The sequence below is a fragment of the Paralcaligenes ginsengisoli genome (genome assembly GCF_054781135.1).
On record NZ_BAAGUZ010000033.1, the window covers coordinates 144845 to 164027 of the forward strand.

16 protein-coding genes, 1 other RNA gene and 1 pseudogene are annotated in these 19183 nt (G+C 57.1%); 8 read left to right on the forward strand and 10 right to left on the reverse strand.

The features are described from left to right. Positions 1 to 95: 95 nt before the first annotated feature. The 5 genes from ACYVIS_RS16915 to ACYVIS_RS16935 all read right to left on the reverse strand — a co-directional run bounded on the left by ACYVIS_RS16915 (position 96) and on the right by ACYVIS_RS16935 (position 8084). On the reverse strand, positions 96 to 1277 hold the full coding sequence (locus ACYVIS_RS16915) for a chromate transporter (RefSeq protein ID WP_460874531.1): 1182 nt from the start codon (positions 1275 to 1277) through the stop codon (positions 96 to 98). A 9-nt stretch (positions 1278 to 1286) separates the two neighbouring features. After that, a complete protein-coding gene (locus ACYVIS_RS16920) occupies positions 1287 to 2264 on the reverse strand; it encodes a chromate resistance protein ChrB domain-containing protein (protein ID WP_460874532.1) in 978 nt (325 codons plus the stop codon). A gap of 221 nt (positions 2265 to 2485) precedes the next feature. Next, positions 2486 to 5602, reverse strand: a complete 3117-nt coding sequence (locus ACYVIS_RS16925) for an efflux RND transporter permease subunit (RefSeq protein WP_460874533.1) — start codon at positions 5600 to 5602, stop codon at positions 2486 to 2488. A 35-nt stretch (positions 5603 to 5637) separates the two neighbouring features. Continuing rightward, positions 5638 to 6696, reverse strand: a complete 1059-nt coding sequence (locus tag ACYVIS_RS16930; protein ID WP_460874534.1) for a metal transporter — start codon at positions 6694 to 6696, stop codon at positions 5638 to 5640. Then, complete coding sequence (locus ACYVIS_RS16935) at positions 6693 to 8084, reverse strand: TolC family protein (protein WP_460874581.1); 1392 nt, start codon at positions 8082 to 8084, stop codon at positions 6693 to 6695. Before ACYVIS_RS16935 ends, ACYVIS_RS16930 begins: the two co-directional genes overlap by 4 nt. Before the next feature lie 355 nt (positions 8085 to 8439). Between ACYVIS_RS16935 and ACYVIS_RS16940 the strand changes: the two genes are divergently transcribed. Then, positions 8440 to 8739 carry a hypothetical protein gene (locus ACYVIS_RS16940; RefSeq protein WP_460874535.1) on the forward strand — a complete coding sequence of 100 codons (300 nt, stop codon included), beginning with the start codon at positions 8440 to 8442 and terminating at the stop codon, positions 8737 to 8739. Positions 8740 to 8955: 216 nt separating this feature from the next. Here the strand turns inward: ACYVIS_RS16940 and ACYVIS_RS16945 are convergent, their stop codons facing one another. Further along, positions 8956 to 10239: a sensor histidine kinase gene (locus ACYVIS_RS16945; RefSeq protein WP_460874537.1), complete on the reverse strand. Its 1284-nt coding sequence runs from the start codon at positions 10237 to 10239 to the stop codon at positions 8956 to 8958. After that, complete coding sequence (locus ACYVIS_RS16950) at positions 10223 to 10912, reverse strand: response regulator transcription factor (RefSeq protein ID WP_460874538.1); 690 nt, start codon at positions 10910 to 10912, stop codon at positions 10223 to 10225. The genes ACYVIS_RS16945 and ACYVIS_RS16950 overlap by 17 nt, the downstream gene beginning before the upstream one ends. A gap of 207 nt (positions 10913 to 11119) precedes the next feature. Here ACYVIS_RS16950 and ACYVIS_RS16955 point away from each other — a divergent pair, with 207 nt between their 5' ends. After that, complete coding sequence (locus ACYVIS_RS16955) at positions 11120 to 11377, forward strand: cupredoxin domain-containing protein (RefSeq protein WP_460874539.1); 258 nt, start codon at positions 11120 to 11122, stop codon at positions 11375 to 11377. Positions 11378 to 11389: 12 nt separating this feature from the next. After that, the gene (locus tag ACYVIS_RS16960; RefSeq protein WP_460874540.1) at positions 11390 to 11881 is read left to right on the forward strand and encodes a c-type cytochrome; all 492 of its coding nucleotides are present in this window, start codon (positions 11390 to 11392) and stop codon (positions 11879 to 11881) included. A gap of 72 nt (positions 11882 to 11953) precedes the next feature. Here ACYVIS_RS16960 and ACYVIS_RS16965 read toward each other — a convergent pair whose 3' ends face one another. Continuing rightward, positions 11954 to 12181: a hypothetical protein gene (locus tag ACYVIS_RS16965; protein ID WP_460874541.1), complete on the reverse strand. Its 228-nt coding sequence runs from the start codon at positions 12179 to 12181 to the stop codon at positions 11954 to 11956. 185 nt (positions 12182 to 12366) lie between these two features. On the opposite strand from ACYVIS_RS16965, the gene ACYVIS_RS16970 reads away from it, so the two are divergent. After that, positions 12367 to 12723, forward strand: a complete 357-nt coding sequence (locus tag ACYVIS_RS16970) for a hypothetical protein (RefSeq protein ID WP_460874542.1) — start codon at positions 12367 to 12369, stop codon at positions 12721 to 12723. Between the two features lie 685 nt (positions 12724 to 13408). Beyond that, complete coding sequence (locus ACYVIS_RS16975; RefSeq protein ID WP_460874543.1) at positions 13409 to 13801, forward strand: YkvA family protein; 393 nt, start codon at positions 13409 to 13411, stop codon at positions 13799 to 13801. Positions 13802 to 13817: 16 nt separating this feature from the next. Here ACYVIS_RS16975 and ACYVIS_RS16980 read toward each other — a convergent pair. Both ACYVIS_RS16980 and ssrA read right to left on the reverse strand, forming a co-directional pair. Then, positions 13818 to 14081, reverse strand: a pseudogene (locus ACYVIS_RS16980) (LysR substrate-binding domain-containing protein); the annotation flags it as partial. 60 nt (positions 14082 to 14141) lie between these two features. Next, positions 14142 to 14508, reverse strand: a transfer-messenger RNA (tmRNA) gene (gene ssrA / locus ACYVIS_RS16985). Between the two features lie 103 nt (positions 14509 to 14611). Between ssrA and ACYVIS_RS16990 the strand changes: the two genes are divergently transcribed. The 3 genes from ACYVIS_RS16990 to ACYVIS_RS17000 all read left to right on the forward strand — a co-directional run bounded on the left by ACYVIS_RS16990 (position 14612) and on the right by ACYVIS_RS17000 (position 19165). Beyond that, positions 14612 to 15001, forward strand: coding sequence for a cupin domain-containing protein (locus tag ACYVIS_RS16990; protein ID WP_460874544.1), 390 nt, complete (start codon positions 14612 to 14614; stop codon positions 14999 to 15001). A 167-nt stretch (positions 15002 to 15168) separates the two neighbouring features. Next, positions 15169 to 16155, forward strand: coding sequence for a lipoyl synthase (gene lipA, locus ACYVIS_RS16995; RefSeq protein WP_460874545.1), 987 nt, complete (start codon positions 15169 to 15171; stop codon positions 16153 to 16155). 139 nt (positions 16156 to 16294) lie between these two features. Further along, on the forward strand, positions 16295 to 19165 hold the full coding sequence (locus ACYVIS_RS17000) for an autotransporter domain-containing protein (RefSeq protein WP_460874546.1): 2871 nt from the start codon (positions 16295 to 16297) through the stop codon (positions 19163 to 19165). Positions 19166 to 19183: the final 18 nt, after the last annotated feature.

Sequence of the window (19183 nt, forward strand, 5' to 3'; positions counted from 1 at the left end):
GAAAACGAAAACCTGTCTAGTTGTCGCTTCTGTTGCTGTCATGTCATGTTTTGCGCTTGACACGCAGGCGCGTGGCGGCGGCATGATGCCGCGGTTCAGTGCTTCAATAATGGGTAAATGATCAAGCCGATGACCGCTGCCGCCGCGACGATGGCCGGCTCTTGGAGTTTCTTGATTTTCCATAGTAGCGCAATCGTGAGAAGGGCGAGCAATGCGGTTGGAATATCGACGATCGAGCGTTTGGCGATCACGATCACAGATCCGGCGATGGCACCGATCGCGGCGGCCGTGATGCCGTCCACGAATGCGATGACGCCTGGCACTTTGCCGTATTTCTTGAAGTATGGCGCAGGGATTACCGTGAACAGGTAGCACGGCAGAAAGGTTGCGAGCGCTGCGACCGAGGCGCCAGGCAGCCCTGCCACGAGATAACCGATGAAGCCAACGGTGATGACGACGGGCCCCGGCGTAATCATCGCTACCGCCACCGCATCAACGAACTGCTTGTCGGTCAGCCAGTGATGCTGCGCCACCACACCGCCATACAGGAAAGGCACAATCGCCAGACCGGAGCCGAATACGAAGGCGCCCGCTTCGGCGAAGAAGATTCCGATTTGTACCAATAGCGGAATATCCAGGGTGCTCAACATACTGCCGGCGATCGGCAACTGCGCCAACACACCTGCGTTCAAACCTCCTTTGTGCAAGCACCGCGGTGGCGCGCGCCGGAACCAAACCAATACACCTGCGGCGATGAAAAGCCACGCGATTTCGGATTCGGTAGCGATCGTAACGACGGCCAGCAATAGATAAATCGCCCATAGCAGCCTATCTTTACCCACGGTTTTTTTAGTGAGCTTTTTGGCACTCATCGCAATGATGCCGATCACCGCGGCGCCGACCCCGTAAAACACCGCCTGCATCCACGGCAAGCCGCCAAAGCGCAAATAGGCCCAGCCCAGCGCGACCACCATCAGAAAAGAAGGGATGACGAAGGCAATGCCCGCGAGTGTCGCGCCGAGCAGCCGGAAATGCACGAAGCCGAGATAAATACCCAATTGCGCCGCCAGCGGACCCGGCGCGAGCTGGGCCAGCGCCAGCCCTTCCTTGTAATCTTCTTGAGAAATCCACTGACGATCATCGACCAAGTCGCGGTGCATGTAGTCCACCAGGGCCACTGGGCCGCCGAACCCCCATGCGCCAAGCTTCAGAAAGTAGGCAATGAGCTGCCACAGGGTGTAGGTTGGCTTTGGTACGATGCGTTCGGCGAGATTCATTTGTTGGACCTAGCGTTTTGTTTCCGGGGTTTGCGGGTCATCGGAAAAATGCGCGTACAGCGAATCGAGCACGACTTCGAGTTCGGCCAGCAACTGGTCGTCGTCCGTGGCGCGTTGGCGCGCGCCGGACAGCACGGCCTCGAAGCCATTGGCCTCCGGCACGTAACCGTTGCCGACGTCGAGTGCGTGCACCATTGCGCCGAGCCTCGCCAGGCCAAGGTCCGAATCGAGTCCGAAGCTTGCCAGCAGCACCTCGAACGTCACACGGTCGCCGATGTGGGTGAAGGCGGCGCCATCAAAATCGAAACCCAGCGCCTTGGCGGGACAGTCGCCCGGAGAATCCAGCCACAGAAAGCGCGCTTTGCGATCGATGAAGCGCCGGATCAGCCATGCACTGGCGACCCGATCGACCCAGAGATGGCGGCGTGTTGCCCAGATGCGTCCCTGATAACGGTTCGGGTCGAGTTGTGGGATGGAAGTGTCGATTGCATGCGGCTCGTTCGGCGACAGGATCAGTTCGGCGGCATTGACAAAATCGATCCATGCCGCTTCCGTCTGCAGGCTAATCTCATTGGGAAAATAATCGATGGCACAGAGCGCCTCGTAGTCTCTCCGCAGCTTGCGCAAAACGCGGTTGATTTCCTGTGGTGCCAGCGCGGCCAGCGTTTCGCGTGCGGCGGAGAATGCTTGCAGCAATTCAGCATAGTCATTGCTGCGGTCAAATAGCGCGCGGTAGGCATCGATCTCCGTTTCAGCTTGCGCATGAACCGTCAATAGCCACGCGCTACCGCCTTCACGTAGGGTTTCGTCGGATAAATCGGTGAGTTGCCGTTGGTGCGAAGCGTTATCGGGCAAAAGATAGACACCGTCGCGCAAAGCCCCGCAGCCTAGCGCTTTCAGTGCGCGCCAGATGCGCATGCGCGCCGTCGCGCTGTTGGTCGGCAGGCTGATAATAAGAAGCAGCCACTTCATATTTATAGTATCCATGTTTTAATATTAGAATAAAGTAGGATTTACTACAAATATTGTGGTATTTATTACATAAAATATATAAAGCTAAGGAAAAACTTGCTCAGTTTTTCGACGTACGGGTGGGGTTTGTGACCCGTGGCACTGCTGCTGTTGATATCTTTGGCGCGTTCGACCTGTTTTAAAAACAACAAATGACACCGATGTCGCAGAAGCTATGCGACCCATGCGTGGCCGATCTACTCGACGGCGTACCGATCCGGTTCAACCAATGCATCCTGTTCAAAACGGCCATAGCGCAGCGCAAGTATGGGCAGCACGATCAGGTTCAGCAGCGTAGAGGTGGCAAGCCCGCCAAGAATCACAATGGCCATAGGCCCTTCGATTTCATTGCCGGCCGCACCGCTCGTAAGCGCCAGCGGCAGCAGCGCGAATGCGGTCACGAGCGCTGTCATCAAAATGGGTATCAGGCGTTCGGCCGCGCCTTGCACGGCCGTCTGCATACACCAGGGCATCCGGTCGACGTGTACGAGGTGTTCATAGTGGCTAATCAGCATGATCGAGTTTCGCAGGGAAATACCGAACAGCGTTACGAAGCCCACCATGGCCCCCAGAGAAAGATCGCCACCGGTCAGCGCTACGCTCAACACCCCGCCCACCAGTGCAAACGGCAGGTTCGCCATCACCAGCGCAACGCTGCGACGGTTTTTCAACGCAAGAAAGAGCAGCAGCACGATGCCGACGCCGGCCATGACGCCGTAGACCAGTAAATCGTGCAGCGATTGGCTGCGTGCTTCGCTTTGCCCCGCAAACACCGCATACGTTCCCTTGGGCATGGCGATTTCGTGGTTCACGCGCGCCTGCGCTTCGCGAACGAAATCGCTCACGGCGCGCCCGCCAACGCTGACCGATACCGTCTGCATACGTCGGCCTCCATCGTGCGTGATCTGGTAGCGGCCCGATACTTGGCGCAGGTTTGCGAGGTTTCGCAATGGCACGGCGAGGCCGTCGGGATTGCGCAGCATGAGCGAGCCAACCTGGCCGATGTCTGTGCGGGCCGCCGGCGACAGGACTACGGCGACATCGTAGCTGCGATTGCCTTCATAAGCTTGTGCGACGGTCGTTCCCTGATAGGCATCCTGAATCGTGTTGAGAACATCGATGGGCCTGAAGCCCCAGCGGCTTAATTGACCCGGTTTGAGCCTGACGGCCAGTTCCGGAATACCGGGAGGTGATTCGACGCGTACATTGATGGCCCCATCGATCTTGCCCATCAACTGAGCAATTTCCAGCGCCTTGCGATCAATGACATCGAGGTTGTCGCCAAATACATTGACTACAACGGGTGCGGTCGAGCCGGAAATCGTCTCGTCGATGCGTTCAACGAGGAAGGTATTGACCGAGGTGGAGGCACCCGGGAAGCTCGCAAGTGCATCACGGATGCGTTGCAAAGTGGTATTTTGCTCGCTGGCGCTCATCGGCTTTAGATCGACTTCGAACTCACTGAGCTGTACGCCTGCGGGATCGACCACTTCGTCGGCGCGGCCTGCGCGCTGCGCTACCAGGCGCACGCCCGGGATCTGCATCAGTGTGCGGGAGATCCGGGCGCCGGTGCGCATTGACTCGGCCAGGGATGAGCCGGGCGCAAGACCCATATGAACAATGTAGTGTCCTTCCCGAAGTTCCGGGATGAAGTTGCCGCGCAAAAATGGCAATATCGACAACGTCGCAAGACATAGAATAGCGACAAGAATCATGATGGTCCGAGCATGCCGCTCCACTTTTATCAATAGAGTGCTGTAGTGTGTTTTCAGCCACGCCAACAACCGCGGCTCGTGAGGCGGGAGTGGCGTCTTGGCCAGTAGTGCGAGCGCCATCGCAGGGGTGAGAGTCAGCGCCACCGAGAGGGACGCCAGTACTGCGAGAATATAAGCAATGCCCAGCGGTGCGAAGAGTTTGCCGGCCACACCCGAGAGCGATAAGACCGGCAAAAAGATCAGGATGACAACGAATGTCGCAAACACAACTGCGCTGCGCACTTCCAGCGACGCGTGCAACACGACCCGAAAAGCGGCAAGCGGTTCGGGCAATTTACGGTTTTCCCGCAGTCGTCGATAAATGTTTTCGACATCGATAATGGCATCGTCAACCACTTCACCCAAGGCGATCGCCAGGCCGCCAAGGGTCATTGTATTGAGCGTAACGCCAAAGGCATTGAGAACAATCACGGCAACCAGCAGCGAGAGTGGAATGACAAGGGCGGAAATGACCGCGGTCCTGACATTGAGCAGGAAAAGAAACAGGATTGCTATAACGAGTACGCCGCCAATCAACAGGGCCGTGCGTAAATGGTTGGTTGCTTCCACGATGAAGTTCGCCGGGCGAAAAACGTCCGGCTCCAGGTCGACGCCTTGCCGGGCGAGCACGGGCTTGAGCGTGGCGAGCGTTTGCTCCAGCCCGTTCGTGACGGTCAGCGTATTGGTTCCATACTGGCTTTCCAGCACCACCATGACACCGGGTTTGCCCATGACGGATGCGGCGCCTACCGCGGGCGCGGGCGCGTACGCCACCGTAGCGACGTCGCCCATCCGGATGCCTGTACCGTGGCTCCAGCTCAGTACGACTTCAGCCAGCGCCTTGGGCGTCGTGATCTGGCCGTCGGTGCTGATCGTGATGCGCTGGTTCGCGTTTTCGATAAAGCCCGCGCCGCGTACACCGGTCGAAGTTCTCGCCGCAGCGATGACCTCCTGGATTGAGAGGCCATAGCGCGCCAATTTATCCGGATCGACCTGAATCTGCAGTTGCCGTGTATTGCCGCCGAATACGATCGCATCGGCGACGCCCGGCACGCTCAATAATTGTGGCTTCACCATCCATTGGGCAATATCATGCAGCTCCATCAAGGACTTTGTCTTCGATGTCAAGCCGATGGTCAGGACAGTGCTCGTCGCGGTCGTGAGCGGCAGCAGCTTGGGCGGCAGCACACCGGCCGGCAAAGCGGCGGCCACAGCGTTCATGCGCTCGGACACCAGCTGCCGGGCTTGCAAGACGTTCGAATGGTCGCCAAACACCATGGTAATGGCGGATAAACCCTGCAGGGACTTGGATCTCATGGACTGTACGTCGACCGTCCCGCTCAATGCAGCTTCTATCGGGCGAGTCACCAGCGTCTCGACCTGTTCGCTCGATAGGCCCGGCGCCTCTGTCTGGATCACCGCCATAGGCGGGGCGAATTCGGGGAAGACATCCAGCTTCACATGTGTCAGGGTATACAGGCCATAAGCGCTCGCCAGGACGGCGAGAGCATAAATGACGCCGCGAAACCGCAGCGAAAATCGGATGATGGTGTTTAGCATGAGAAGTTATGGTGCTTGTGGATGAATGACCCTGGTCAACCATCGCATTCCGGTGGATCTTTGCACTGGGTTGTAATGCCTTGGGGGAGCAGTTCTTCGGAAAGCAACAGCTGGGCGCCGCGGACCACTACTTCATCGCCGGCACGAAAGCCGCTCGTCACAACGAATCCACTATCAACTGCCGGCGCCAATGGCATATAGCGTCGGGTAAATCGATCGACAGCCGTCTTCACATAGACCCATTGTTGTCCGCCGTACCATACGACCGCGTCTTCGGGGATCAGCAGGCCTTGTGCGCTCTTGCTTTCCAGAGGTATGTGGGCGGTTGTGCGCGTCCCGACAGGTAGGATACCGTCCGCTGCATAGAAATAAGGACTGCCTTGAATCGACGGATCGCTTTGCGGCGAAGCCGAGAGTTTGTGGGCGGCAATGAGCTGGCCGCTGAGGCCATCGACCGATATCTGAGCAGGTGCCGAGGCGCTGTCTTTCGCCGGCAGCGTGACACGCAACACCTCGGTGCGGCCGCTCATTAATTGTTGAAGGAGATGGGATGTCGGCGATGTGGCTGCGCTGGCCAGCACAGTCCCGAATTGCTGCCTCAATGTTGCATCAAGAACGTTTTGCGTGGCCTCGGCCGCCTGCCATTTGAACTGATCCGTAAGCATAATGGCTCTGGCGTCCTGCAGGCTCTTTTGCGAAACGTTGCGATTATCCTTGAACAGCACGTAGTCGCGCTCGTACTGGGCGCGTGACGCGTCGGCTTGTGCGCGCGCGCTTTGGCGGTTGGAGCGCACCGCCGCCGCGCGGTTGTGCAAATCGAAGAGCGGCTGCAAATTGATCACTGACGTGTAAGCGGTGGTTTCCGGCTGAACCGTCGAAGTCATAAGGGAAGCCACGTCGATGTGGCTTGCGCGCTGTTCGTCGATGGAGACCAACACCACTGTTTCGCCGTTGACCGTTTGCACGCGTGGCGTCTGGGTTGCGGCGGTCGATATGACGGTCGGCGCGACGCTCACCGTGTAATAGATGTACCCACCGCCGGCCGCCGCCAGTACCGCCGAAGTGATTAGCAAGAGGGCCATTTTGTGTTTCATCGCAGGATCCTTTTTTGCGTCGTAGTCCAGTTCGGCGTGCTCGGCGACAGAGGTCGCTGCATGGCGTCCTCTAGTGCGCCCGCGGCCTGCTGCGCCGCTACGACATCGTTCAGGCGGGCGATAGCGCTGGTTTGGTAGTTTGCTTTCGCCTGGGCGAGTGCCGGGCGATCGATAGCGCCGGCGTCGAAGCTCGTGGCTTGGCTCCTTAATTGCTTTTGCTCGGTGGACAGGCGCACAGCGGACAAACGCAACACATTGAGGCTTGTCCGGTAATGTTCGAGCGCGTGATCGAGATCATTAATGATCTTGTCCTGCAGTGCGGCAGTATTTGCGGCTGCCTCGGCTCTTTTCGCTTCCGCTTGGGCGATTCCGCCTTCGTTTCGATCAAAGATCGGCAGTGTGATCCCCGCCAAGCCAAACCCGATCTTATTGGTTCCTGTATCGTAGGTGTAGCCCAGGCCGATATGGATATCCGGGTATTGCTTGGCGATTTCCAGTTGCAGTGCGCCTTCGGCCGCTTCGTACCTGGCCAGCGAACCGAGCAGATCGGCACGATTGAAGATTGCGGCGCGGCGTGCCTCGGCAGGTGGTGGGGCTGCACCTGGCCGTTCGAACTCGTCGAGATCGAACTGAGCCGATTCGAGCGCAACGACAGGAAGGCCCATGGCGTTTGCAAGCCGGGCGAGTGCATCTTGCGATGCACTTCCCGAGGCGACGAGATCAGTCTGCGCTTGCTTCAGGAAGAGTACGGCCAGGTTTATGTCTGGCTCCGCAGTTTCTCCCACTGCCTCCCGCTTTTTCATCATGTCGAGAATGTGTTGCTGCGTCGCCACTTTTTGCGTCAGAAGCGCAGTCCGTTTCCGTGCCGCAAAGAGGCTGAGCAATGCCTCTCGAACCTGGCTGTGTGTCTTCCACGCCTCGTTACGAATATTCAGGCGCGCCGCCTCGGACAGGTGCGATGCCTGATCGATGCGGTAACCGCGTTTGTGCGCGGTCTCGATCGGGATATCAAGACCCAGGCCCGTGGTGTAGGGGCGGCCCGGCCCTGGATTGACCGTGGAATACTGGAAGGGCAGTTGCAGCACGGGATTCGGGATGGCGCCCGCAACCTCGATGCCCGCCTTGGACGCGTCCCACTGCGCCCGCGCAATATCCAGCGCCGGGCTGTAATAGTAGGCGGCGAGCGTGAGCATTTCGCGGTTCCAGCGCGGCAGTGGCCAGGGCTTGATGGGATGTCCGACCTCTCGTGCAAGATAGGCCCGCAAAGCGCCATTGGTAAGCGTGCGTTGTTCAAAGTTTCTGGCAAGTTGCGCTGGCGTAATGGGCTTTGGCTGATAACTTGCACATCCTGTCAGGACGGCACACGTAAGCATCAACGATCGGAACAGATAGGCATTCATTCGTGTCTGGGCGCCTTGCTCGGGCGTATTTTTCTCATCGCGTCGAATTGACGCGATGGCAGACATCGATACTAATCGGATGTCCGTGAAGCCTGTGTCAAGAAAATGTCAATTTTTTGTGAAGCCTGAGTTATTGAGTCTTTTGCTCGACTTCTTGTTGTACAAATGCCCATCTTTTGTTTTTATCAAGATCGTGTGCTCGAATCCAGGTGGAAAATTATAAATAGTTGCAAATGTCACGTGGCAGTTTCACCGTTTAGTGTTGTCAATCGGTAGACTCCCGCCAATGTCAGCGACATCCTCTCACCCGATGTCGGTTTGATATTCTCAGAAAGGAGTTGCCATGTTGAAAACGAAATTCTGTTTAATTGTTGCTTCTGTGGCCGTCATGTCATGTTTTGCGCTTGGCGCGCAGGCGCGTGGAGGCGGTGTTGGCGGTGGTCATGGCGGCATGGGTAGTGAAGCCGGGGGTGTGTCCGATTCACACATGAGCAGCCACGGAATAGCCAATACCAACGGCGTCCATGCCCTTGACAGAGATAAGGGTTTGCAACGCGCCGGAGACCGTAGCCACCAGCATGCTAAAGCTTCGCGTTCCGCTATGCATTCCGGCAAGCATAAGGCTCTTGGCCATACGAAATAGCCCGCGGGATACGGGTTGTCCCCAGTCATCCCGCCACTTCAAAGCCCACCATAATATGAAACCAGCGCTCCTCGCATTGCTTGTAACCGTTGTAGCCCTCCTGACAGGATGCGTCGCTGTGCCATATGGCGGCAATGGCTACAGTGACGGGTATTCCTATAATCCTTATGTTGTGGTTACCCCCCAGGGGCATTGGCAAGAGGATGATGACGACGATTAATTGGATGCTGGCGGCAGGAGCAGGGCCGCGCAAGTGCCTTTGCCCGGCGCGCTTTCGAGTTCAATGGACCATTTGTAGCGGTCGCTGATCTTCTTCACAATGGCAAGGCCGATGCCGAATGTACGGCCAGCTTCCTGTGCGGGCCTTGCCTGGTAGAAGCGCTCGAACACATGCGCCAGGTCGTGCTGGGGTATGCCGCGGCCCGTGTCCGCGATCCGCAACCAGCCGTTCATATAGCTGAAGCTGATGCTGCCCCGTTCGGTGTGTCTGACCGCATTATCAATGAGATTGGACAATGCGATAGCAAGCGCCGAACGGTTAGCTTTGATGCGCGGGGCGTTTTCTATGTCGATCACGACCGCGATACCCTTGGTGGCCAAAACGTCCGCGAAAGGGTTCAGGGCATCCTCGATCGCGCCAATCAGGCTTATCGGCCCGACATTTGCCGACGATTCTTCTCGCGCAAGCAGAAGCATGACGTTGATCAGTTCGATCATGTTGTCGACCGCGCGATCAATCTGCCGCAGACGCGCCGCGGATTTTGCATCCATGGCCGCATTCTGAGCGAGGAGCTCGCAACTGGTCTTGATCGCGGTAAGCGGCGTGCGGAATTCGTGGCTGACGTTGCTGGTGAATTCCTTCTCTCGTTCGATCATTTGACTCATTCGATGGTGATAGTCATTGAATGCCGCAACCAAGTCGGCCACCTCTGCTTCATCGTATTTGCCAGGGTTCAATGGGGTCGATGTGCCCAGCCTGGCTGTCTTTACCTGGCGGGCAAGTCCTGCGACTTGACGTACCAGGACACCTGACAATCCAAACGCCAGCCAGATGGTCAATAGTGCGAATAAGCCTGTTCCGGCCATTAATGCATTAATCGTTTTCTTGAAATGCTGCTCATAGGCGCTGAAGTCGTAGACCCGATACACTCGCGTCTGATCGAAAGAGGCGATGGCCACATGGATTTCCTGGCCGCTCAGCCTTATTTCATGTATCCCATTTTGCAGCTCTTTGACTGATGCAGGCAAAGTAATATGCGTTCGGCCTTCTTGCGATACATGCCCGTCGAGTTGTGGATCAAGCGGAGGTACGAGCGTCGGATCCGTACGGTAGCTTTGGATCAGGCTTGCCATATCATCGGCAATCAAGGCGGTGATGAACTTTTCTTCCTGCACTTCGGCGAGTGTCTTCACGCCTAGCGCTTGAGACACAAGTAATAGAATCGTCAATGCGGAAAAGACGAGCGCTACCTTGAAGCGCAGGCTATGGTAGGGCAGCACTGCTCGTCACAAATCGGTAGCCCAGGCCGTGTACGGTTTCGATAAGATTATCTTCGCCATTGATGGCCAGGGCGTGGCGCAACGTATAAATATGCGAACGCAGAGTGTCGCTGTCGCGCAGATGCTCTCCCCATATCTCGGTTTCGAGCTCCGCGCGGCCAAACACCCGATTGGGCGATTGCATCAAGACGCGTAGAAGGTGCAAGCATTTTGGCGGCAGCCTGATGGGGCGGCCGGCTCGCTCAACACTTAGTGCGGCCAAATCGAAGCGCACATCGGCGCAACACAAGGCGGCTTGTACCACCTTGCCTTTATAGCGTTTGATGAGCGCGCCAAGCCGTGCCCCCACCTCCTTGAGTGAAAACGGTTTGACCAGATAGTCATCGGCTCCTTGTAGAAATCCCTCAAGTTTGTCGTCCAAAGTGTCTTTCGCGGTCAACATCAAGATAGGTGTGTCTTGATGCGCTTCTTTTCGGAGCTTGCCGCAGATTGTCAAACCGTCCATGCCCGGCAATGACAAGTCCAGCAGAATTGCGTCCCAGTGTTGGGTGGTGGCAAGGTGCAGGCCCATTACGCCATTGGATGCCGTGTCGACCTCATAGCCCGCGCCTTCCAGATAGTCGTAGAGATTGGTTGCTATATCCGAGTCATCTTCAATAATCAATACTTTCATTGAACGATTCTCCAGTTGAGCCGATGCGAATAATGCAGCGGAGATGCCAATTTTGCACGACGAATGGAAAAAGATGGAGTGGCGCAAACCATGTTAAGAATATCCGGTTCTTTGCACGATTGATTTTCGGACAATAGCCTCGTGTGGCTGGGGAGTTTCAAGAGCCATCGAATTAATTATAGTGAAATCGCTTCCGGTGGTCATGACATGAAATCCATGCCGGGCCACGATATGTCCAGTATGAAGAAAGGTGATTCAGCGGACGGACTGAAGGAATGTGCTGGGATGATGCGTAAAATACCCGGAATGAAGCATGCCGAATCCACTATGGCCATGCTCAATCCCAGTCCAAAGGGCGGTAGAGTCTGGCAGTTCCCTCAAACGGGAACGGTGGATTTTGCCTGCCTGACCCCAGGGCATTTGGAAGCAGGCATGGTTGGAAAATCAAGGTTGGATAAGACATAGGGTATTGAATCGATGCTCGCCACAAAACGACGGAAGCAAACGGGCATAGCCGCAGTGATCACCGCGGTGTTGCTGGGCGTTTTGGTATTTGCCTACTATAGGTTCAGTACGAGTACGGGGTATATCGATCCTGCCGACCATACGCTCGTTCTGCGTGGGCAAAAGGTCTATACCAATGACTGCGCCGCATGTCATGGCGCAAACTTGCAGGGCCAAGCCAATTGGCGCGAGCGCAAGCCCAATGGCCGCCTGCCGGCGCCGCCGCACGATGTCAGCGGGCATACCTGGCATCATCCGGATGCCGTCCTGCTGGACCTTATCAAGAATGGGCTTGTTCCCGGCGTCACGGCTCCCCAGGGCTATGAAAGCGATATGCCTGCCTTTAAAACTAAGCTTTCCGACCAGGATATCGTCGCTGTCATTGCCTATATAAAAAGCTTTTGGTCACCCAACGCACTGGCGGCCCAGAAAGAGGTGACCCAGGAGCATCCCACACCGCGATGAGGGGAGGATTTCGCATAGTCATTTGAACTTGAAATGGCTTACGATGAAATAAATGGCCTGTATCGATAAGGCTTATACTAAATCCATGAAATCCTGGGCCAAATTGATTTCCAGTGTTTTGATTGCGTGCCTGCCCTTGCTTGGCATTCCCGCACAGGCAGCCGTTTGTCCGGGAATGTCATCGACTATCGTGCAGCCGAATAGCCTGGCTTCTTCGATGCCGGGCATGACCGCCAGTACACACGACATGAAGGCCAGGACAACAGCATGCCACGCTTGCAGTGGCCTATCCTGCGGCATGCCGGCTCTTTTCGGTTCGCAGCCTATGGTTATCACCGCTTCGTTTTCACCCGTCTACGCATCAGCCAGCTGCATAATCGTCAAGCAATTTATCCCCGAATTACAGCCCCCTCCGCCTCGGAGGCTATAGGTACATCTTTGGCAAGCCTTGAGCACACATCGATCTACTGAATTTAGAGGTTCACATGAACACGAAACGACTACTTATCACATCACTTTCGGCGGTTTTGCTTGGGGTGGGCGGCATAAGCCTGGCCGCCACATCGACGGGAAACGACGCCTCAATGATGTCGCCTGAATCTAGCAGCATGGAACATGGCGCTTCGATGATGGGCCATATGATGGGGAAGGGGATGATGGGAGGAGGAATGATGGAAAACGGGATGGGGGGCGGGATGATGAGCGCTTGCCCCATGATGGGGGCGGGGGCCGCTCTTAGCGGCAAAGCCGCCATGCAAATGCGCGGTGAAATGATGCGCGCCATGGGCGACATCATGATCAAGTATGCCGATAAGCTTGAAACCCCGGCGCCGTCCAAATAACCGAAGCCTTTGAACGGCAGGGCTTTTCGCTCAATGAACCGCCTCTTTGTGGCGTGACTCTACAAAGGGGCGGTGCCCTCTCGGAACTGGTTTTGCACGGGCTGGCCGAGCCCGCCTGTCTTGTGAATGCTTATGGCTGCTTTTCCTGCTTCGTGATGGTACAGGTACCATTTAGGTTCTCTAGCCGGAACCTGACTCTCAACGCAACATATGGCATCGCTGCGGACGCAATGTCATTGCTAGCTTGTGCTTTCCAGGTAGCCGTAAAAATTGGTTGCGGTGTCCGGCGGCTGACTGGGGATTGGTCGAATGGTATGCCATGCACACTGCCCCTCCGGAACGGCTTTCAAGAATCTGTTATAAAAAAGGCTACAGCATTTCTAAGGGCCCGGGGAAAATGTCCATTCAAACGTTGAGCCGATGCGGTGTAGCGCTGTTTCTTGCCGCACTTGTTTCTGGGTGCTCTTTAATTGGCTCCGGGAATTCGGGCCGCGCCAACCGCTCCATCGAATGCACGTTGAACAGTAGTAGCTGCATGTATGATGGGCCGTATGAGCCTGGGGAAAAGGGCTATGCCGAACAGGAAGCGAAACGCCTGAATCAGGCCGCATCCGAAAGGCTGCGCCGCAGCTCTGGCAACTGAGCGTGTGTCCTGAAGGAACGAAATCCATCCGTGCGAGTTCCTATGGCGGTGTCATACCGAATGAAGGCCTGGGCCAGGCGCATCAAACTTGACGGCGTGACACTTTGGTTTGCAGGCAAACACCCCCGAACGCCTTGGTACGCGAAGGCCCTGGGGGTGTTTGTGGTGGCCTACGCACTAAGTCCCATCGACCTGATTCCCGACTTCATTCCAGTGCTGGGTTATGTCGACGATATCCTGCTGCTTCCCGGCCTGATCTGGTTGACTATCAGGCTCTTGCCGCCTGAGATCGTCGCGGAATGTCGCACTCAAGCAGACGAGTGGATACAAGCAAAGGGATCAAAGCCCAGCAGCCGGGCTGGCGCGGCCCTGATCATCGCATTGTGGCTGGCCATGGGTGCGGCAGCGTGGTTGTGGTTTAAGTCGCGCCCATAGGCCGTAACGTCTGGCTTCAGTCTTCGTCCATTGCCTCGAATCGCTGTGCAAGGTAATCAATCAATGCGCGCACAGACGGCATCAAACCGCGGCGGGACGAAAATACGGCATGAATGATTTCACGCCGTGGCGCCCAGTCGGGTATCGGCCTGACCAGTGAGCCTTGCGCGAGCTGGTCACACACCATCAATGTTGGCAACTGAACGATCCCTACACCCGCCAATGCTGCGATGCGTAATGCAATCATGTCCGTTGTGATAAGGCGCGGAGTGTGATGTAAACAAATACTTGCCAGGCCGCCAAAAAAAACGCCAAGTATATTAATACTTGGCGTTGTGACTGGTGGAGTCGGGGGGAATTGAACCCCCGTCCGCAAGCCCTCTGCAGGCAGATCTACATGCTTATTCGGTTCACTTTAAGTTTTAACCTTGGATCATGCCAACCGACAGGCCCTTCCTTGGCGATTCACATTAATTTAAGATCAGATTGAGTGACCCAACCAGACCCGATTCTTTGTAAATGACGCTGCTGTAGGTTTTACCCTACCTGACCCAAAGACAAATCAGTGCAGCGGCTTACCGCACTAGGCGGCTAAAGCGAAACGCTCGTCGTTGGCGTTTGTATTTTTTCCAGTGGATTTACGAGCTTACTGGTGCTCGGCATGCCCTACACTGTTTCGCGACCCACGTCGAAGCCGGATCGACCCCAGTGCAGCCATTGTAGCCCATATGGATTCCTTGTGCGATGATTCCCGTGGCGGGTTTGCCGATTTCGACGAGCCGCCGCATAGTGATATTTTGGGGCGAGAATATGAATACTTCTGCTTTAGTGGTTTCGCATGGGCGCGACGCAAGCTTCGAGCGCGGCCTGAGGTCTTTTTTCGAGTACCGCGACCTGGGCGTGAGTGCGGCAACGCAGGGCCGGGTGGTAGCTCATGTGATTCGCGCCGTGCCGGGAACCGAGCTGGTCAGCGCGGCGCACCTTCACCGGGTGGATTTCCAGCTTGTTTATGTGCTGCGGGGCTGGATCGAGTTTGAATATGAAGGCTATGGGGCAGTCAGGCTGGAATCCGGATCGTCGGTGTATCAGCCGCCGGGGATACCTCATCGGGAAATTGCCCACAGCGACGACCTGGAAATGCTTGAAATCGTCATGCCCGCCCAGTTCGAAACGGAAATGGTTGACGCCGTCAACGCCTGAGCGTGGGGGCAGGGCTCGGTGGCCGGTATGTGGAAACCTGATGCTGCCGCGCGATGAAAGCGAATAGCCCTATATGGGGCGGGGTCTGCGCTGGCCTTATGTACGACAGGTATTAATATCAAGACTTGGCGATACCTTTTTACCAATTCATAGTATTGAGACATTTCATGGCTAGCGATGCAGTTTTGGCCCAGCCCCGGCCGGGAAGTAAATTTGTCAGCCCCCAAGGTACGCGGGCCATCAAGGATGGGATACGCCCGAATGCGGGCAGCAGTGTACCCGATGTGGCGTCCAAACCACCGTGGTTGCGTGTACGGTTGCCTGCGGGCGCGGCCTACGAAGACGTGCGCGATATCGTCAGCAGCCACAAATTGAATACGGTCTGTGCCGAATCCAAATGCCCGAATATTGCCGAATGCTGGGGCCGCGGCACGGCTACATTGATGCTGATGGGCTCGGTTTGCACGCGCGCCTGCAAGTTCTGCGCGGTCAGCACGGGCAATCCGCATGGCTGGCTGGATGCGCAAGAGCCGCAAAGCGTGGCCGACGCCGTAGCGCTGATGAAACTGAAGTATGTGGTGTTGACTTCAGTGGACCGCGACGATTTGCCCGATGGCGGCGCGGCTCATTATGCGGCATGCGTGCGTGCCATCCACCAGCGTTCGCCTGCCACCGCGGTGGAGGCGCTGACTCCCGATTTTGCCGGTAATCTGGCTGCGGTGGCGGCGGTGCTCGACGCCGGACTGGTCACCTACGCGCAGAATCTGGAAACGGTAGAACGCCTGACCCACGTGGTGCGCGACGTGCGCGCGGGCTATAGGCAAACCCTGGATGTGCTTGCGTTTGCCAAAAGCCATGCGCCCAAAACGCTGACCAAGACAAGCCTGATGCTGGGCCTGGGCGAAACCGACGAAGAGATCGATCGCGCCCTGGACGATATGCGCTCCGCCGGCGTCGATGTGCTGACCCTAGGCCAGTACATGCGTCCCACTCGAAACCATTTGCCGATTCAACGCTTCGTGTCGCCCGAGCAATTCGCGTCTTACCGCGACCAGGCCTTGGGCAAGGGTTTTCTCGAGGTGGTTTCGGGGCCGCTGGTGCGCTCCAGCTACCGTGCCGAGCGCGTGTTGAACCACGATAACGTGGGCTTATAGGGCCAGTTTCCTGTTGTGCAGTGCTGTGGCACTCGACGGCAGGTGGGCTTGCGCAAATCATAACAATATGAAATATATGATAACATTTTGACCCTGATTCGTTTCATTCTTATAAAACAGATAAAAACAGGGGCTCTCAATGCGCAAGGAACCAGGACTCAAACGCCTGATATCGGTCGCGCTCGGCGGCGTTGTCTTGATCGGTTCTTCCGCGCACGCGGTCAATATCAATAACCCGTTCCTGAACGCATATTACGGCGGGCAACTCGGCAATTACTTCGACAGCGCCAATACAATGCCCAGTGTGGCGGCCCTGTTCATGAATTACAACGGCGGCCTCGGAGAGTGGTGCACAGGCACGCTGATCAATTCCCGTACCATCCTGACTGCCGCCCATTGTGTGGTGGAAGACCGGGCCCAGGCCAAGCTTTCCAGCGAGATCGGGTCGCTGCAAATCCGTTTTTCGCCCGACCCCGCATCGTCGTCCACGCCTTACGATCGGAAAATTCGCGATGTCGTCTTTCATCAGGGCTATATCGGCGATGATGATTTCGATATCGCGCTGATCAGCCTTGATCGGCCCATCAATGGCCTGCAGCCTGTGAAGCTTGCTCCCGCGGGGTATACGGTCAGCATGGAAGAATTGGCGACCATAGTCGGTTACGGCCTGTCGGGTAGCGGCACCCATCCTGGCCGGCCGAACGACGGCACCCCCAGGCTGCCGAATTACAACGATGCAAAGCGTCGCATTGCCGTGACCCAAATAGGCGAGATCGACGGAAATATCATTCATGCTCAATTCCGCATACCCGGCTCTCCGGACAATCCCAATCAGTACAATTTACAGCAACCCGTGCCTGAATTGCAGGGCCAGCCGGAAGGGGGCGACAGCGGAGGGCCGCTTTTTATACAGACTCCCGCCGGCTGGCTGCAGATAGGAACGGTGATGAGGGGAGGGGGAGGTCTGTATGGCGACAGCGGATACGCGTCGATCGATGATTGGACCTGGCTGCCTTTTTACGCGAGCTGGCTGCAGACCAATATTGCGACACTGTTGTCCAGCACGGCAGTCCAGTCCAAAGCCGGCAGCAGCGGGCCGGTTCATTGGAGCGATGCGAGCGCGTGGAGCACCAACAAGTCTCCGGGAAACCTGTCGGGCCATCTCGATTCCAGCAGTGGGAACTGGGACCAGGGCACGTATTATGAAGTGGAAGTCAATGCCCCCGTGAACCTGATTGTCGACCAGAATGTGGATATTGATGCGCTGACGGTCAATCATAAATCAGCCTTGGTCGGGATACAAAAAGGCAAGTTGCTGTATACCACGCTGGATACGACGGTGGCCGCGGGCGAGCTTAACGTCAATGGCCAGTTGGATGCCGATGCGCTGGTGTTGCAGGGAGGCCGCCTTTCGGGCAGCGGTCTTTTGACGCTGGCATGGGGCCTGACGCAAACCGGCGGCGTGATTGCTCCAGGCAATTCGCCCGGTACCCTGACAGTGGACGGCAGCGTGACGCTGGGGTCGGGCGCCCGCTATGAAACGGATATCGATGGCACCGGTGTGGGCAATGGCGCGGGCAACCACGATCGCCTGCTTGTGACCGGGGCTTATTTGGCGGGAGGCGAAATTGCGCCGATCCTGCGCGCAATATCCGGCTCGGCCAGCAATACATACAGTCCGCCGCTCGGGCAGGGTTACGAGGTCGTCAATGCGGCTCGGGGCGTAAGCGGCAGCTATGCCGCGTTGGCGCAGCCTGCCGCGGGTCTTTTGCCCGGCACGCGTTTTGACACCGTTTATGGCGGCAATACGATCACGCTGTACGCGACGCCGGCTTCCTATGCCAAGCTGGGTGTGGCGGGAGTCGACGACAATTACAACCGCAGGCAACTGGGCTCCGCACTGGATGGGCTGCGTCCGGCTGCCGGAGTGCGGCCAAACGATGCGCAGGTCAAATCGCTTTACGATGGATTGGCTCCGCAAACCGCCGATAGCTTGCCCAGAGTCATGGACCAGCTGGGCGGGGTCGGCTATGCCCAGTTGATTCAGGCCGGTTTCGAGAACAGCAAGTTCATGATCGATCAGACTGAACAGGTGCTGGCGGCACAGCGGCGCGGCGATCCCTTGCTGCCCATTTCCACGCGCCCGGGAAACAGCGCGGGCTCGGGCGATCTCAAGGCCGATCCGGACAAACTCGTCTGGGGTACGGCGTTTGGCCGGATCTCGTCCCAGAAAGCCGATAGCGATGGCTATAAGACCACCAACACGCTGGGCGGGCTGATAGGCGGCGTGCAGAAACGCCTGGGGACGGGTACGACCGTGGGCTATTCCCTGGCCTATGCCTACAGCAGTCCCGACGTCAAACAGGGTATGGCGCACGGCAGTACCGATAATGTGCAGATCATGGCTTATGCCAACAAGAATTTCGATTCGGGTTATTTTCTTCAAGGCGCGGCTGGGGTGGGTGCGGGCCGCATCAGGGCCAGCAGAAGTGTGTCGCTGGCATCAAGCGGCCAATGGACGACTGTCCGGAATATCAATGGCGCCGCCTCAGGCCTGATCGGCTGGGCGCGGGGAAAGTCAGATGAGCCGCGCGTCGAATTCACACTGGGCATGCGTTACGTGGCACAGCAATATCGAGGGTTTAGCGATAACAACTACCAGGCGGTCGGCGCACTGGATGTCGAGCGCGGCACATTGCAGTCGTTCACGACCTCGCTGGGGGCGGCGGCCAGCCTGCCTTTCAGGGCAGGCGCAATAGATTGGCGCGCTTCCGCCTGGACCGGCCTCAGCCATGAATTTGCCGACACGCGCGCCACTATCGATGCCCGTTTGCTGAATGCCTCGTACGATCAACGCAGCGGCGCCATTGGCCGCGACAAGCTGTCCGCCGGCCTGGCCTTGTCGGGCAAGGTGACGCAACGCACGACAGTCACAGCCAATGTCTCGGGAGAACTGGCCAGGAACTGGAAGGCCGCCAGTATTGGGCTGGGTGTGCAGGTCGCCTTCTGACCCGCGGATGATTTACGT

Coding starts and splice junctions, on each gene's coding strand:
- ACYVIS_RS16915 (WP_460874531.1), bottom strand. CDS start 1,277: ATGAATCTCGCCGAACGCATCGTACCAAAGCCAACCTACACCCTGTGG.
- ACYVIS_RS16920 (WP_460874532.1), bottom strand. CDS start 2,264: ATGGATACTATAAATATGAAGTGGCTGCTTCTTATTATCAGCCTGCCG.
- ACYVIS_RS16925 (WP_460874533.1), bottom strand. CDS start 5,602: ATGCTAAACACCATCATCCGATTTTCGCTGCGGTTTCGCGGCGTCATT.
- ACYVIS_RS16930 (WP_460874534.1), bottom strand. CDS start 6,696: ATGAAACACAAAATGGCCCTCTTGCTAATCACTTCGGCGGTACTGGCG.
- ACYVIS_RS16940 (WP_460874535.1), top strand. CDS start 8,440: ATGTTGAAAACGAAATTCTGTTTAATTGTTGCTTCTGTGGCCGTCATG.
- ACYVIS_RS16950 (WP_460874538.1), bottom strand. CDS start 10,912: ATGAAAGTATTGATTATTGAAGATGACTCGGATATAGCAACCAATCTC.
- ACYVIS_RS16955 (WP_460874539.1), top strand. CDS start 11,120: ATGAAATCCATGCCGGGCCACGATATGTCCAGTATGAAGAAAGGTGAT.
- ACYVIS_RS16960 (WP_460874540.1), top strand. CDS start 11,390: ATGCTCGCCACAAAACGACGGAAGCAAACGGGCATAGCCGCAGTGATC.
- ACYVIS_RS16965 (WP_460874541.1), bottom strand. CDS start 12,181: ATGCCGCAGGATAGGCCACTGCAAGCGTGGCATGCTGTTGTCCTGGCC.
- ACYVIS_RS16970 (WP_460874542.1), top strand. CDS start 12,367: ATGAACACGAAACGACTACTTATCACATCACTTTCGGCGGTTTTGCTT.
- ACYVIS_RS16975 (WP_460874543.1), top strand. CDS start 13,409: ATGGCGGTGTCATACCGAATGAAGGCCTGGGCCAGGCGCATCAAACTT.
- ACYVIS_RS16990 (WP_460874544.1), top strand. CDS start 14,612: ATGAATACTTCTGCTTTAGTGGTTTCGCATGGGCGCGACGCAAGCTTC.
- lipA (WP_460874545.1), top strand. CDS start 15,169: ATGGCTAGCGATGCAGTTTTGGCCCAGCCCCGGCCGGGAAGTAAATTT.
- ACYVIS_RS17000 (WP_460874546.1), top strand. CDS start 16,295: ATGCGCAAGGAACCAGGACTCAAACGCCTGATATCGGTCGCGCTCGGC.